Genomic DNA, 15,150 nt, shown 5'->3' with positions numbered 1-15,150 from the left:
GCTTCGCCTCCTCTCTCAAAAATAACCCAAACTCTTCAGCAGGAATACCCAACCGAAGATCGTAAAACAAGACAGTGCGCTGCTGTAGACCACACAGTTCCCCGCGAGCTCCGCGTCGGCGTGCATCTGCTGCGCCATGGCAAAGCCGGCGACGGCGCACGGCGTGGCAAAGATCGCAATGAGCGTCACGAGCTCCACATCGCGCATGCCGAGGGCTATCGCAACCGCGAGCATCATGCCCGGCACGATCAGGAGACGCGCCGCGACCGCCCCGATGAGCTGCGGCAGATGCGAGTGAAAGCTCCCGCCCCGGAACGATGCGCCGAGGATGATGAGCGCGACGGGCGTCGTCGCCGCCGCAATCTGGGCGACCGGCTTGAGCAGCGGCGCCGGGATATGCAGCCCCGCGAGGCGAAACGCCGCCCCAAGGATCCCCCCGATGATCATCGGATTCATCATAACGCCGCGCAGGATATGCGGGAGGTCGAACCGTCCGCCGCGGAACGTCTCCAGGATAAAGACGGAAAGCACGTTGTAGAGCGGCACAACGATCGCGATCATCATTGTCGGGATCGCAACCGCCGCCTCGCCGAAGATATTGCTCACGAGCGGCACGCCCATGAGAACATAGTTGCCGCGGTATGCCGCCTGCGCGATCACCCCGCGCCGCGCGTTGTCTTTTTCAAAAACGCAGACAAGCCCCGTCGCGACGAGCGCCGTGAGCAGCACGCCGCCCCCGCCGACCGCGATGAGCAGAGGGCTGACGACCGTCCCGGGATCCGCCGCGTAGATGTTGTAGAACATCATAAAGAAAAAGAACACGCGGAACACCATGCGGTTCACGCGAAAGAGTTCCTCATCCGTGAGCATGTGCGACCGCTTCACAAAGAGGCCGACTGCCATGAGGCAGAACATGGGGACGACTCCGCCGAGTGCGACGAAAAAATTGCCGAGCATAAAGACGCGCCTCCCCCGATTGTCCGCTTTTATTATAACAGGAAAATGAGAGCGGCGCAATCGCCGTGCATCCGCCGCGATTACTCTGCCGAGACGATGCGCCGTAACAACAGGGCAGCCCCGACTTGACAAGAGCGCCGCCGCGGCATATGATCGGAGCAGACGGCTCTTACGCCGTATTATAAAGAGAATATCTTAAAAATGGATAGAAAGGGAGACATAATTTATGGCAGAAAATATGCGGGTGCAAAACCTCATCCTCGGATTCGGCAAGGCGGGCAAGACGCTCGCGGGCTTCCTTGCAAAGCGCGGCGAGAAAACGGCGCTTGCGGAGCGCTCAAAGGAGCGCTACGGCGGCACATGCATCAACGTCGCCTGCATCCCGTCAAAATCGCTGGAATACAGCGCCCGCCTCTCGGCGGCGGCAGGCGGCGGCTTCGCGGAAAAGGCGGAACGCTACGCGCAGGCCGTCGCGGAAAAACGGCGCCTCACCGCCATGCTGCGGCAGAAGAACTACGATAAAGTCGCGGGAACGGGCGCGGCGATCCTCGACGGCACTGCCGCCTTCATCGATGCGCATACCGTGTGCGTAACGGACGAGGGCGGCACGGAGACGCGCGTACATGCCGACCGCATCTTTATCAATACGGGCGCCGTCCCCATCATCCCCGCAATCCCGGGCGCGGCGGAGAGCAAGCGCTGCCATACGAGCGAGACGATGATGGAGCTGGACGCCTTGCCGCGCCGTCTCGTCGTCATCGGCGGCGGCTACATCGGCCTCGAGTTCGCCTCGTACTATACGAATTTCGGTTCCGAGGTCACAGTCGTGCAGCACGGGGCGGACTTTATCCCGCGCGAGGACGCGGCGGTTGCCGCCCGTGTGCGGAGTTCGCTCGAGGAACGCGGCGTTACGATCCTGACCTCCGCAGAGCCGCTGCGCATTGAGGACGGCGCCGCCGAAACAACCGTCGTCGTTAGAACCGCCGCAGGCGAGCGGCGCCTCCCCGCCGACGCCGTTCTCCTCGCAACGGGCAGGACGCCCAATACCAAGGGGCTGAACCTCACTGCGGCGGGCGTCGACGTGACACCGCGCGGCGCGGTCGCAGTGGATGCGCGCCTCAGGACAAGCGTGCCGCACATCTGGGCAATGGGCGACGTTGCGGGCGGCCTCCAGTTCACTTATATCTCACTTGACGACTTCCGCATCGTGCGGGATCAGCTCGTCGGCACGGGCGCGCGCACAACGGAGAACCGCGGCGCCGTCCCCTATACCGTCTTCCTCGATCCGCCGCTCTCACGCGTTGGCATGACGGAGGAAGAAGCACGTACAGCAGGTTACGATGTGCGCGTGCTGAAGCTCGAAACTGCCGCCGTACCAAAGGCGCAAGTAATCCGAAATCCAGTCGGCCTCCTCAAGGCAATCGTCGACGTAAAGACCGACCGCATCCTCGGCGCACATTTCTTCTGCCCCGGTTCGGAGGAAATGATCAACCTCATGAAGGTCGCCGTCGACGCCGGCATCACGGCGCATACCCTCGGGCAGAGCATCTACACCCATCCGACGATGAGCGAGGCGCTGAACGATTTGTTTGTATAAGGCGGCGAAAAGTGACACGACCTCCCGACACGAGATAAAACAACATAGAAAAAGGAGCATCACATCTCGATGCTCCTTTTTGGTATTTTACTGCCATAAAACCAGCAATATAGACAGTATCGCCGCCGCTGCTGCCAGGCATCCTGCGCGCCGCGGGGCAGGCGGCAGATCCCCGCAGGCGTTTCCGGTCTGACCGTTCACACGGACGGTATAGGTCGTGCCGTCATAGATGAAGGAGGTCTCCCAAAGCGGCAGAAGGATACATTCCGGCACAATATCACTGTATGAGATATTCAGTGCATGTATCTCTGCCGACTGCGTTTGATATTCCCCGCACAAATCGTCCTCGATGCTCTCTGCGAGGAAGTCCCGTATCCCCTCCTGCGCCTCGTCCCACGCGTCTTGCGCGGTGACGGTACAAGAGACGATGTCGATGCGCTCCGTATTGTTCGGCACATCGTCTTCTGCCTGCGAGAGGTCATAGGGGAAAAGCCCTGCGAAGGAATCCGTGTATTCCTCTGCACCGCAGAGAAGGATGTCGTCGTCGAGGTCATAGTTTGCTGTGCCGCTGATATAATGACGATCGGTGTCCGTCTGCCAGTCACCGTCACTGTCCTCATAGTCCTGCTCCTCGTCCCACGCACCTTGATATTCGCACGTTGCAGTGGTACGAAAGCGCCAAAAAGGAACATATACGGCGCGGACCGATTCCGGACGCAAGACATCACCTGTGGCGGAGGAACACCACGCCCCGACGTACGCGCGTACCGCATCGAGCGCTGCTTGGCGGTCGACAGTAAAGGGGATGCGCATATCTAGCTGAACTTCCACAAAACACCTCCCGCTGTCTCAATAGATGCAAAAGCAAACAGGACAGTCACACGAGTGCATTGTTGCGCGGTGCGGCTGTCCCGTTTGATACGGCAATATCTTCTCCTATCGCAGGATTTTTCAAAGGATCGCAGCGGTACGCCAAAATCCCATGTTGCGCCGTAACCTAAGTGACGCGGAAGTTTGGATGCATAGCTAGGAATTGCGGAGAACGCGAGGACAGCGTAGACAGAGCCTACGTCGACGAAGCGTTCGACGAAATGATGAGGCTAGGCGCGAAAATCCCGCGTCACACCGCAACCTAAGTGACGTGCACCCTCAATGCAGAACAAGGCACAAGAAAAATACAAGGGCAGGCGTAGTTGGGGCCTACGTCAACCGCAGTATTTTTCGCAGTGACACGCCAAGGCCGCGCCTTACGATTTACTCTCCGGGAAGAATGAACGACAGCGAACTAAACACCTTCTCCGTCACGTTCGCATCGCCCGTCGGCAGACCGACCTCGACGCCGACAACATTGAGGCCGTTGTTCGCCACGCGCACGGAGACATAACCGTTCGCATCCGCCTGCGTCACCGCGCCGAGATTGCCGATGACATCCGCAATGACGGGCGCGTTCGCATAGGGCTGGCCGTCCTTATAGATGCGCAGTTCGAGCGTATCGCCGCGGCGGAGCGTCAACGGGTTCACGCCCGGCACGATCTGGATCGGCACATTGTAGAGTCCGCCCGGCTTCACCGCCTCGCTCCAATAGTGCACATTGTACTTGCGCGCGTGCGTCACCGACACGAGGTTCTCGATGTTCGAATAGTCGCGCGTCGGGATGACCTTGCCATCCGTCGTCTTTGCGAAATACCCGTAGTCAAAGAACGTCGCCGTCACGCCGAGCCGATCCGACGGCACGACCGCAATATGATCGTCGTAATCCACGCGCTCCACCGTCGTCGGCATGAAGTCCACATCATACGCGTCGATGCCGAGCGCGCACGCCGGATTGTACGCGTTCTCGATCGGCCCCTCGCCGAGAACGAGCGCCTTTTGATCGAACCTGTTGGCAAAGTAGACCCCGTGCGCGTCCGCAGGCGCCGCATACATGCCGAGTCCGAGTGCCGCACCGAGTGCCGCCGCAAAAAACTTCTTCATCTGCTATCCTCCCAACTGCAAAATACCTTCACGCGGGAACGGAAGCGTCCCGCTCTTCTCAATTTATTATAGTGGAAACAAACCTTATTTGCAATCTTATTCCCACAATATACGAATATTCATATGCGGCGGCATGCAATCTCACAGAATACTAATGCCCTTTTTATGCCGCTTTATGCTTTTTTTGCGATATTGCAAGTGAACAAATTTCGAAAATATATCTCCAAGGAGGATCTTTATGTACCGACTAAAAACCGGCATCTGTGCGCTGCTCGTGCTGGCGCTTGCGCTCGTCTCTCTGCCCGCGGCCGAGGCCGCGACGGACTGGGACGGCGGCCGCATCCGTGCCGAGGGCACGGGCATCGCCCCCGCGCGCACCGTCAGCGCTGCGCAGGCGCGCGCGCTCGCACGCCGCGCCGCCATCGCCGACGCCTATCGCCAGCTCGCCGAACAGATCCAGGGTGTAGACGTCGATGCCTCGACCACCGTTGAAAATATGATGGTCGCGAGCGACACCGTCCGTACACACATCAGCGCCCTCGTACGCGGTGCGCGCATCGTGGATGAAAAGGCCCTAAAGGACGGCGCCTACACCGTTACGCTCGAAGTGCCCGTCTTTGGCGTCGGTTCGCTCGCGAGTTCGGTCTTTACGCGCAACGAAACCCGCCGACAGTGGATCTCGCCCGACAGCGTCTACGAACCTTACGTCGGCGACCGCGACTATGATACCACCGGCTACGGAACCTATGACCGCGGTTGGGACCGCGGGCGTACGACGCCTGCCGCCCCCGCGCGCCGGTCTCCCTCGACGAGTTCCGCCGGCAGCCCCCCTTCCGGGCGCGCCGTCGGCGGCTATACGGGCCTCATCGTCGACTGCCGCGGCCTCGGCCTGCGCCCCGTCATGAGCCCCGTCATCAAGGCGGAATCCGGACGCCCCATCTACGGCTACAAGAATCTCGACAGCGACACCGTTATTAAGAACGGCATGGCCGCCTATGTGCGCGGCGAATCCGACGCCACGCGCGCGGGCCGCAATCCGCTTGTCGTCCGTGCCGTCGCCGTCGACGCAGGGGCAAATCCCGTCCTCTCTGCCGACGACGCGCGCCGCGTCCTCATCGAGAACGGGGCAAGCGGTTTCCTCGACGCTGCCAACGTCGTATTCATTCGCTAACCCTCTCTATTGATACACTTCCTACGCAAAATCCTCGCAAGCTGTGACATTAGTCACGAATTATGCGGGGATTTTGTGTTATAATAAATAAGTATTATGAATTAAGGAGGGAAATTGGTATGAAACTCAGCGCGAGAAATCAGCTCAAGGGCAAGGTGGTTTCCATCGAGAGGGGCGCCGTCAACGGCATCGTCCATATCGAACTGAAGGGCGGCGACGTCATCACCTCGACGATCAGCCTTTCCGCCATCGACGAGCTCGGCCTCGAGGTCGGCAGGGAAGCGTACGCCGTCATCAAGGCGACGTCCGTCATAGTCGGCGTCGATCATCACCACTGCAAATAAAGCTGCCGCTTGACGGCGGCGCATGCAAAATCCCCCTGCACCGCGTGGATGCAGGGGGATTTTTATGTATGCAGTATTTTTCGCCGCGACACAACGCGTCCCAAATATCGCGTCTCATGCCGCGCCCCGGCGAACGCGGCGGCTTGAACGCATCGCCGAGAATGCGGGGAAGGGAGCATCTTACGTCGACGCAGTGTCCGGCGAAATGACGAAGCTGAGCCTCAAGATCCCGCGTTACGTCTGGGCGGGCGCGGGTGATACAGGCTCCAATTCCCCCTTATCGCGGCAAACCGAATCGCGAGCACCAGAAGAAACGCCAGCCACGAATCGGCCTCCACGCCGAGGGATTCCCGCAGCATACAGAAAACAAAGGCGCCCATGAGCGATGCCGCGGCATAAACCTCGGCATAGAGAACGACCGGCATACGCTGCGCCATCGGCGGCGTCAGCCCCACGAGCAAATCGCGCGCCATCCCCCCGCCGACCGCCGTTGCAAGCGCCAGCACCGAGATGCCAAAGATGTCCATGCGGCGCGAAATCCCGACCAGCGTCCCCGATACGGCAAACGCAATCGTCCCAATGATATCAAACAGCCGCCAAAGCGCCGCAGCATCCACAAAAGTACCTCCTTGTCATAACAGTGAACCGTAGCGACGCCGCCCCCTCATGCTTCATTCCGTAACCTGAGTGAAGCAGAAGTTTGGATGCAGCGCAAGGAATGAGGAGGACACAAGGGAAGGCGTAGATGAAACCTACGTCGACCGCAGTGTCCGACGACATGACACAGCGATGCGCCAAAATCCTGCTTCACGCCTTTAGTCTTGCGTGAACAGATAAAGCACCGTCTCAATCGGCGTCAAGGCCCCCGTCGTCGCCGACCGCGACGAAGCGGCCATAAGATTGCCCTCCGTATCATAGACTGCGCGCTCGAGCGTCAGCCGATAAGTCTCGCGATTGTCGCGCACCTTTGCCCCGGAAATGCGGTACGCGTAGAGCTGTGCCGCCCCCGCTTCTTTTGCCGCCGCAAGATGCGCATCCAGCCCCGTAAGAAGCCCCTCCTCAGAAAGGCCTCCCCCGGCCGCCGAGAACACCGTTTCCGCATTGCGCGCGTAAAGCGCATCGCGCAGCACCGCCTTCATATACGGAGCATCCGCCGTGAGCGCCCCGTCCACATCCGCCGCGATCGGCGCAACGTAGACCGGCTGCCCCGACGTCCGATTCGGCTGCCCCGCAAGGAAGAGGAAACTATTTGTCCCCGCGCTGTCATAGAGCTGCCGGATCGCCGCATCCACATAGGCGATCATCGCGTGGGGAAAAGCCGCCACCGACCGTGCGGGCTGCCAAGCGATCCGCTCGCCGAACTGGCGGAACCCAAGCGGCGCCGAGAGGAGATCCTTCATCGGATCGCCCTTCATTACCACACGATGCAGCGTAAACTTTTCTCTATAGGCGCGCGTAAATACCGCATTCCCCACTGCCGGCGCCCCGAACGTCACGACCTCCAGCTGCGCGGGGGACACCCCCATATCCGCAAGACGCGCGGCCGCAAGAACTGCCCCCGCCCCGCCGAGGCTATGTCCCGTGAGGTAAATCTTTGCCGACGGATGCGCGCGCAGCTGCGCCGCAATCACCTCGCCCGCCGTACGCCCCTCGTAGTCGTCAAGCGCATCCGTAAAGAGCGCCGCCTGCGTATAGTCGAGGAATCCGCGGTGCACAAGCGGCGTCTCCTTGCGGTCGGAAACAGGCGCATTCGCCGCCGCAAGGAACTCTGCCGGCGTCGCCCCGCCGAACACGGCGCGCCCGAGGCGCAGATCCGTCCACACGTCGCTCCCGCGCTCCGTTCCCGGGAACGAGAGGAGATGCGTCTCCGCCCCGTCGGGCCCCGTCCGCACCATATGAAAGAACCGCCCCACCGTCCCGCGCCGCCCCGGCGTCTCATAGCCCTCGATCCGCCAGCCCGCCGCAACAAGCCGCGCCCGCAGCATCTCCGAGAGATCTCCGCCGTATGCCGCCTCAGCTGCCGCCGCCGTCACAAAGAGGAGCGACGGCAGCTCCGCGGGCGCGGCAAATGCACGCAGAGGAAAAAGGACAACCATCATGAGCGCCGCCGTCACTAGGAGCCGTGTCATTACGTTTCCCCCTCTCTCCGCATACGTTCATCTTCATACGAATCCGCACGAAAATATTATGTTTTTCATTATAGCACAGCGGAGAATCGGACGCAAAAAAGCCCGCCGCATGCTTCGGCATACGGCGGGCGGAACGCCGGACGATGACGGGATATCGTCTTTCCCAAAACGCCGGCATATGGATAGATTTCGTCATTCTAAAATTGAGCGCTCAATTCTACGCGCAGCAGTTTATTTTTACTTTCCTGCCGCTCATAAGACGTCTCTATTTGGAAAAGATCCGAAACGCTGTAACGGGCGCCAACTGCGAAATTAAATACGCCGCGGGCATAATCGAGCGGCGCGACGTCATAACGCCCGGCATAGTCGCGCACGCCGTGATAGGAGCCGCCGCCGAATCGATGTTCATACTCAAAATCGCCAAAGACGAGGAGTTTGCCGAAATTTTTTTCACCGTACACGCCGACGCTGCCGTTCAGCGCATTCCGCGAAGCGCCCGATACGTTGAGTTTGCCGATAGCGCCTTCCTGTACGCGGGTGAGCCCCGCCCCCACGTAGGGTTTTATATACCCGTGACGGAAAAACAACTTTCGTCCGAGCCGCGCGTTCAGATCCAGGATCCGGGACCTGTATTCCGCTCCGGCAATCGCGCCCAAGCCGTTATTCGTACGAAATTTATGTTGATTGGTCGAATAGATCAGCTGCCCCGTGATATCCGCATCTTTCTTTAGATCATATTTCCCGCTGAAACCAAACTGATACGACGTCACTTTTTCATGAACGCCGCCGTACTTCTCCCGGTAATCGACGTCGGACTTCTGATAGCCGAAAATCGCCCCCGCGGCAAACTTGCCAAAATCTTTCGATGCGTTGACCATAACGCCGCTGCTGCGCGTATGATATTTGATATTGCTGCTTTTATCGCTGTAGTCGCCGCCGTATCTTCTCAGATAGCCAATATCGATCTTCAGCTGTCCGTCGCGCGTCTTTTCGAGCGACCGATAGCCTCTGCCGCGCACAGCCCGCATCAAATCGAGATCCACCTTGGAGCGCGGCATTTCAATCGTCGGCTTCGGCGCACCGGCGCCGTGACTTCGGGTAAACAGGCTGCCTCTCGTCGGCGTAAAATGATTGATCGTCATCATCAGATCTTCAAAATAGGTCGGCAAGTCGTCATAACCGGACGGGTACGCGTTCGTATCGCTCGTAATAAACAGCCAGCCGGCATTGCGTTCGCGCGATAAGCGCAAAACTTCTTCATATTGTTCCGGCGACGTCGTATGGATCACGTGAAAATTTCGATCGGCATTCGCGGGATTTTTGGTAAATTCCGAAGTAGAGGGCGGATTATGATTGAGATAAAAGTCCGCCGTGACCTCCCGCGTCAGCCAGATGTCCGCATACGGAGCGACGGCATCGCGGATCTCCCCGCCGCAGTTGGCGATGACGATTTTTTCAGGATACTTGCTCTTTACATAATCGTAGATGCTTTTGATATAATCGACCTGCGCCTGCGTATTGCCGCGCATCACCTCGTCGATAAAATAACCGGAGATATTTTCCCGCCCGTAAAAATTAACAAAATTATCGATATCACTGTACACCTTATTAAGATCTCTGGTGGATTGGCGCGTATATGTGTAGCCGATATTCTTGATCCCTGCTGCATGATTTTTTTGCATTTGCTCCGCGTCTTCGTTGCGGCGCACCAATACCGGATCAGCCCCTACATACGAACCGAACGCCACATACGGAACGAGCCCGCCGCCGACGGAAGTGATGCCGTCCCAAAAGGATGCGCCCGGGTTCATATGACTCGTCCAACGAAACGCGGGCATGATCACGGATTGATTGCGCACCGGCACATCGAAGACATCGTCGGGCTTCCTGGAAAAGCCCCGCAGATACTCGAAATTGATCTGAATCCGATCTGCCTCGTCGCGCGCTTCATGTCCGACCGCTTCTTTCGGAGCCTGCGTACCGCGCGCGGCCAAAACGGGCGATACGACGCCGATGATTACTGCCGCGGCAATCATTGCCGCCAATCGGTTCCTCTTCATCCTCCTATCCTCCTAATTCATGGAAATAAAAATGAGCCCTCTGTGGAAAGCAACCGGGCAAAACAGATAAAAGTAAAGGCATGATAAATAATTATAATAGACTACTACGTTATATATTTATACTATATTCTTCCTTTTCCTCTGTCAATATAATTTATGATGAGACGTAAGTACATCAGGTGCGTTTCGACAACAAAAAAACCGCTGCGGTTTCCCGTAACGGTATATTTTCAAAATGGTGCGGTTGATGGGACTTGAACCCATACGTCTTGTGAACACTACCCCCTCAAAGTAGCGCGTCTGCCAATTCCGCCACAACCGCGTGGTGCGGTCGAGAGGACTTGAACCTCCACGATGTTGCCATCACTAGCGCCTGAAGCTAGCGCGTCTGCCATTCCGCCACGACCGCGTGACTACTATAAAATTTTCTATTTAGAGGCATATTCGGCATCCTTCGGATGTCTGCAAATGCTGTTCTCTGCTTATGGTGCGGTCGGTGGGACTTGAACCCACACGTCTTGTGAACACTACCCCCTCAAAGTAGCGCGTCTGCCAGTTCCGCCACGACCGCGTGACAATATAGATAATGGTGCCGAGGACCGGAATCGAACCGGTACGGTTTTTCAACCGGGGGATTTTAAGTCCCCTGCGTCTGCCTGTTCCGCCACCCCGGCGTATCGGCAAATAATGGAGCGGGTGATGGGAATCGAACCCACGTGACCAGCTTGGAAGGCTGGGGCTCTACCATTGAGCTACACCCGCATGGAGCTGGCGAGAGGACTTGAACCCCCAACCTGCTGATTACAAGTCAGCTGCTCTACCGATTGAGCTACGCCAGCGACAGTTTCGTATTCGGCAGCCTCTGCCGCAGACGCCGTTCTCCGTAGGCGACTATAACGGGATGGTGCCTCAGAGCGGAATCGAACCACTGACACGGGGATTTTCAGTCCCCTGCTCTACCAACTGAGCTACCGAGGCATAAAAAATGGCGACCCGAAGGGGACTTGAACCCCTGACCTCCGCCGTGACAGGGCGGCATTCTAACCAACTAAACTACCGGGCCTAAGTAGTGAGTAGTTTCGGCAGACCCAAAGGGAGTGCTAAAACATACGAATCACTTATGCAACATTTGCAGAAGCAACGCAGATGCAAATGCTGTAAACAATAATCCTTTGGTGGGCGATGACAGGATCGAACTGCCGACATCTTGCTTGTAAGGCAAGCGCTCTCCCAGCTGAGCTAATCGCCCATGAAATGGTGACCCACCACGGAATCGAACCGTGAACCTACTGATTAAGAGTCAGTTGCTCTGCCAGTTGAGCTAGTGAGTCATGATAGTGACGCGAGTCGGGATTTTTGCGCTTAGCTTGGATTTTTCTTGTTCCTAGCTATGTATCAAAACTTCCGGTTCGCTCAGTGTAACCTAAAAAGCAAAAGTGGTGGCTCACCCGGGACTCGAACCCGGGACCCTCTGATTAAAAGTCAGATGCTCTACCAACTGAGCTAGTGAACCTTTATCAGCCGCCACACATCCCATCCGAAGACGAGATAAATTGGCTGGGGTAGTTGGATTCGAACCAACGGATGCGGGAGTCAAAGTCCCGTGCCTTAACCGACTTGGCTATACCCCAACTACTGACCCTGTCCGTAAATCGGAGCGCAGCGCGCGAACGATGAACGGGTAACAGGTCGTATGCGAAAACGTCCCAAGAACACGAGCGTGAGCGACGTGTGATTGGCGGACGTTGACCGCTCATATCTATTACTGCAAACGCAGCGAGAAATCAAAAAATGGCTCCTCGGACGGGACTCGAACCTGTGACATTCTGATTAACAGTCAGACGCTCTACCAACTGAGCTACCGAGGAATATATTGCGGCAACTACCTACTCTCCCGCGTCGTCTCCAACGAAGTACCCTCGGCCTTCGGACGCTTAACTGCTGTGTTCGGAATGGGAACAGGTGGAACCGTCCGGGCATCATCACCGCATACTGACTTGTTGAGGAGCATAGCACATCGTGCGTATGCGATTGGGTAACAAGTCGTACACATAAGTGTCCCAAGAGTCAAGTCCAAAGGACGCAGACGATTGGTTGACACTACCTGTGCACTTGAGTGTTGCTCACTCAAAACTAGACAGAAGAAACTCTTTTGCAAATTAGCTGCGAAATACCATGTCATCAAGGAAAGCGCGCAGCGCTTTCCTACCATAAATCAAGCCCTCGACCGATTAGTACTGGTCAGCTGCATGCGTTGCCGCACTTCTACATCCAGCCTATCTACCTCGTCTTCTGCAAGGGGTCTTACTCTTTTAAAAAGATGAGATACTTCATCTCGGGACGGGCTTCACGCTTAGATGCTTTCAGCGTTTATCCCTTCCGAACGCAGCTACCCGGCCGTGCCCTTGGCAGGACAACCGGTACACCGTTGGTTCGTCCACTCCGGTCCTCTCGTACTAGGAGCAGCCTCCCTCATGTATCTTGCGCCCGCGATGGATATGGACCGAACTGTCTCACGACGTTCTGAACCCAGCTCACGTACCACTTTAATGGGCGAACAGCCCAACCCTTGGGACCTGCTTCAGCCCCAGGATGTGATGAGCCGACATCGAGGTGCCAAACCTCCCCGTCGATATGGACTCTTGGGAGAGATTAGCCTGTTATCCCCAGGGTAGCTTTTATCCGTTGAGCGATGGCAATTCCACTCTCTTTCCACCGGATCACTAAGCCCTACTTTCGTACCTGCTCGACCCGTCAGTCTCGCAGTCAAGCTCCCTTGTGCCTTTATGCTCTGCGCGCGATTTCTGGCCGCGCTGAGGGAACCTTTGGACGCCTCCGTTGCTCTTTCGGAGGCGACCGCCCCAGTCAAACTGCCCGCCTGGTACTGTCCCGAACACTGTTAATGTTCCGGTTAGATCCTTAGCATATAAAGGCCGGTATCCCAACGGTGACTCCAATACCTCTAGCGAGATATTTTCCCAGTCTCCCGGCTATCCTGTACGTTATATGCCAAAGACCAATGCCAAGCTGCAGTAAAGCTCCATGGGGTCTTTCTGTCCAGTCGCGGGTAACCTGCATCTTCACAGGTATTTCAATTTCACCGGGTCCCTCGTTGAGACAGTGCCCAAATCGTTACGCCTTTCGTGCGGGTCGGAACTTACCCGACAAGGAATTTCGCTACCTTAGGACCGTTATAGTTACGGCCGCCGTTTACAGGGGCTTCAGTTCGCTGCTTCTCCTTTAGGGCTAACAACTCTCCTTAACCTTCCTGCACCGGGCAGGCGTCAGCACCTATACTTCAGCTTGCGCTTTCGCAGGCACCTGTGTTTGTGGTAAACAGTCGCTTGGGCCTCTTTTCTGCCGCCGGCTGTCGCTCCATTAGCTAGTAACTTCACAACCTCCGGCCATCCTTTTCCCGAAGTTACGGATGCATTTTGCCGAGTTCCTTAACGAGGGTTTTCCCGCGCACCTTAGGATTCTCTCCCCGCCTACCTGTGTCGGTTTTGGTACGGGCGGATCAGTTCTCGTTAGAAGCTTTTCTTGGCAGTGTAGTGCGGCTGAATTCAGGTTTTCCGTAGTCTCTTCTATCTATCGGTTCTCGGCCTTATAGTGCGGGGATTTGCCTCCGTACTAGCCTACCGCCTTCGACGCGCTCTTCCATTCGCGCGCTCAGCTTCCTTCCTGCGTCACTCCATCCTCAATCAAACTTATCTGGTACTGGAATTTTCACCGGTTGTCCATCGCCTATGCTTTACGCCTCGGCTTAGGTCCCGACTTACCCTGGGGCGACGAGCGTTGCCCAGGATCCCTTAGGCTTTCGGTGGACAGGATTCTCACCTGTCGTTTCGCTACTCATACCGGCATTCTCACTTCTTACTCGTCCAGCAGTCCTTCCGGTCTGCCTTCTTCCAAGTAAGAACGCTCCCCTACCCAAAGTACCTTAGTACTTTGCCGCGGCTTCGGTTCTGTGCTTGAGCCCCGGATATTTTCGGCGCAGAGCCTCTCGACCAGTGAGCTATTACGCACTCTTTTAATGGTGGCTGCTTCTGAGCCAACATCCTGGTTGTTTTCGAAGTCCTACATCCTTTTCCACTTAGCACAGCATTTGGGACCTTAGCCGGCGGTCTGGGCTGTTTCCCTCTTGCGTACGGGTCTTATCACTCGCACGCTGACTCCTAAGCTGCCCATAGAAGCCATTCGTAGTTTGACTGGGGTCGGTAGGCTTTACGCCCCCTTGCCCGATCAGTGCTCTACCGTCTTTATGGTTATTCGCTTAAGGCTAGCCCTAAAGCTATTTCGGGGAGAACCAGCTATCTCCACGTTCGATTGGCATTTCACCCCTATGCACACCTCATCCGAAAGTTTTTCAACACTCACCGGTTCGGTCCTCCACTCATTTTTACCTGAGCTTCAACCTGGACATGCATAGATCACTGTGGTTTCGGGTCTGATCCATACTACTGCTCGCCCTCTTAAGACTCGCTTTCGCTGCGGCTCCGCGTCTCCCGCTTAACCTCGCAGTATAAATCAACTCGCCGGTTCATTCTTCAATAGGCACGCCGTTGCACATTTATAGTGCTTCGACTGTTTGTAGACATACGGTTTCAGGTTCTTTTGCACTCCCCTCCCGGGGTTCTTTTCACCTTTCCCTCACGGTACTTTCCGCTATCGGTCGTTTCGTCATGTTTAGCCTTGGATGGTGGTCCACCCTGCTTCCCACTGGGTTCCTCGTGCCCTGTGGTACTCTGGATTCCTGCCCATTCTTCACTCTTTCGTGTACGAGGGTCTCACTCTCTTTGCCGTATCTTCCCAGATACTTCCACTAAAGTTCCAAATTTGTTGCAGGTCCGCAACCCCAAAAAACCGAAGTCCTTTGGTTTGGGCTCCTCCCGTTTCGCTCGCCGCTACTCAGGGAATC

The 15,150-nt window shown here is 56.9% G+C and carries 9 protein-coding genes, 13 tRNA genes and 2 rRNA genes (1 of these 24 running past the window's edge); 3 read left to right on the top strand and 21 right to left on the bottom strand.

Annotated features, from left to right (window positions below):
• Positions 1–15: 15 nt before the first annotated feature.
• Positions 16–957, bottom strand: a complete 942-nt coding sequence (locus HMPREF9161_RS06880) for an AEC family transporter (protein WP_009728950.1) — start codon at positions 955–957, stop codon at positions 16–18.
• 226 nt (positions 958–1,183) lie between these two features.
• Between HMPREF9161_RS06880 and HMPREF9161_RS06875 the strand changes: the two genes are divergently transcribed.
• The gene (locus HMPREF9161_RS06875; RefSeq protein WP_009728949.1) at positions 1,184–2,554 is read left to right on the top strand and encodes an FAD-dependent oxidoreductase; all 1,371 of its coding nucleotides are present in this window, start codon (positions 1,184–1,186) and stop codon (positions 2,552–2,554) included.
• An 87-nt stretch (positions 2,555–2,641) separates the two neighbouring features.
• On the opposite strand, the gene HMPREF9161_RS06870 is transcribed toward HMPREF9161_RS06875, so the two are convergent.
• The gene (locus HMPREF9161_RS06870; protein WP_009728948.1) at positions 2,642–3,385 is read right to left on the bottom strand and encodes a hypothetical protein; all 744 of its coding nucleotides are present in this window, start codon (positions 3,383–3,385) and stop codon (positions 2,642–2,644) included.
• Between the two features lie 423 nt (positions 3,386–3,808).
• Entirely contained in the window at positions 3,809–4,528 is a 720-nt protein-coding gene (locus tag HMPREF9161_RS06865) for a DUF4198 domain-containing protein (protein ID WP_009728947.1), read from the bottom strand.
• Between the two features lie 238 nt (positions 4,529–4,766).
• Between HMPREF9161_RS06865 and HMPREF9161_RS06860 the strand changes: the two genes are divergently transcribed.
• Positions 4,767–5,699 carry an LPP20 family lipoprotein gene (locus HMPREF9161_RS06860; protein WP_009728946.1) on the top strand — a complete coding sequence of 311 codons (933 nt, stop codon included), beginning with the start codon at positions 4,767–4,769 and terminating at the stop codon, positions 5,697–5,699.
• Between the two features lie 119 nt (positions 5,700–5,818).
• Positions 5,819–6,043, top strand: a complete 225-nt coding sequence (locus tag HMPREF9161_RS06855) for a molybdopterin-binding protein (RefSeq protein ID WP_009728945.1) — start codon at positions 5,819–5,821, stop codon at positions 6,041–6,043.
• Positions 6,044–6,264: 221 nt separating this feature from the next.
• Here HMPREF9161_RS06855 and HMPREF9161_RS06850 read toward each other — a convergent pair whose 3' ends face one another.
• The 18 genes from HMPREF9161_RS06850 to HMPREF9161_RS06765 all read right to left on the bottom strand — a co-directional run.
• The gene (locus HMPREF9161_RS06850; RefSeq protein WP_009728944.1) at positions 6,265–6,660 is read right to left on the bottom strand and encodes a trimeric intracellular cation channel family protein; all 396 of its coding nucleotides are present in this window, start codon (positions 6,658–6,660) and stop codon (positions 6,265–6,267) included.
• A 198-nt stretch (positions 6,661–6,858) separates the two neighbouring features.
• Complete coding sequence (locus tag HMPREF9161_RS06845; protein ID WP_009728943.1) at positions 6,859–8,172, bottom strand: hypothetical protein; 1,314 nt, start codon at positions 8,170–8,172, stop codon at positions 6,859–6,861.
• A gap of 197 nt (positions 8,173–8,369) precedes the next feature.
• Positions 8,370–10,232 carry a spherulation-specific family 4 protein gene (locus tag HMPREF9161_RS06840; protein ID WP_009728942.1) on the bottom strand — a complete coding sequence of 621 codons (1,863 nt, stop codon included), beginning with the start codon at positions 10,230–10,232 and terminating at the stop codon, positions 8,370–8,372.
• Between the two features lie 236 nt (positions 10,233–10,468).
• Positions 10,469–10,554, bottom strand: a tRNA-Leu gene (locus HMPREF9161_RS06835).
• 1 nt (position 10,555) lies between these two features.
• Positions 10,556–10,641 (bottom strand) — tRNA-Leu (locus HMPREF9161_RS06830).
• Between the two features lie 76 nt (positions 10,642–10,717).
• A tRNA-Leu gene (locus HMPREF9161_RS06825) sits at positions 10,718–10,803 on the bottom strand.
• 16 nt (positions 10,804–10,819) lie between these two features.
• Positions 10,820–10,906: transfer RNA gene (locus HMPREF9161_RS06820), tRNA-Leu, on the bottom strand.
• Positions 10,907–10,920: 14 nt separating this feature from the next.
• A tRNA-Gly gene (locus HMPREF9161_RS06815) sits at positions 10,921–10,994 on the bottom strand.
• Position 10,995: 1 nt separating this feature from the next.
• Positions 10,996–11,071: transfer RNA gene (locus HMPREF9161_RS06810), tRNA-Thr, on the bottom strand.
• 63 nt (positions 11,072–11,134) lie between these two features.
• Positions 11,135–11,210 (bottom strand) — tRNA-Phe (locus HMPREF9161_RS06805).
• Between the two features lie 8 nt (positions 11,211–11,218).
• A tRNA-Asp gene (locus tag HMPREF9161_RS06800) sits at positions 11,219–11,295 on the bottom strand.
• Between the two features lie 110 nt (positions 11,296–11,405).
• Positions 11,406–11,481 (bottom strand) — tRNA-Val (locus HMPREF9161_RS06795).
• 6 nt (positions 11,482–11,487) lie between these two features.
• A tRNA-Lys gene (locus tag HMPREF9161_RS06790) sits at positions 11,488–11,563 on the bottom strand.
• 106 nt (positions 11,564–11,669) lie between these two features.
• A tRNA-Lys gene (locus HMPREF9161_RS06785) sits at positions 11,670–11,745 on the bottom strand.
• A gap of 41 nt (positions 11,746–11,786) precedes the next feature.
• Positions 11,787–11,863 (bottom strand) — tRNA-Gln (locus HMPREF9161_RS06780).
• Between the two features lie 161 nt (positions 11,864–12,024).
• Positions 12,025–12,100, bottom strand: a tRNA-Asn gene (locus HMPREF9161_RS06775).
• 5 nt (positions 12,101–12,105) lie between these two features.
• Positions 12,106–12,222, bottom strand: a 5S ribosomal RNA gene (gene rrf, locus HMPREF9161_RS06770).
• A gap of 221 nt (positions 12,223–12,443) precedes the next feature.
• Positions 12,444–15,150, bottom strand: a 23S ribosomal RNA gene (locus HMPREF9161_RS06765) (it continues 193 nt past the right edge of the window).

It is taken from the genome of Selenomonas sp. F0473 (assembly GCF_000315545.1).
Lineage (GTDB): Bacteria > Bacillota > Negativicutes > Selenomonadales > Selenomonadaceae > Centipeda.
The sequence above is the reverse complement of the archived record's forward strand: the minus strand, read 5'-3'. Positions and strand labels throughout refer to the sequence as shown.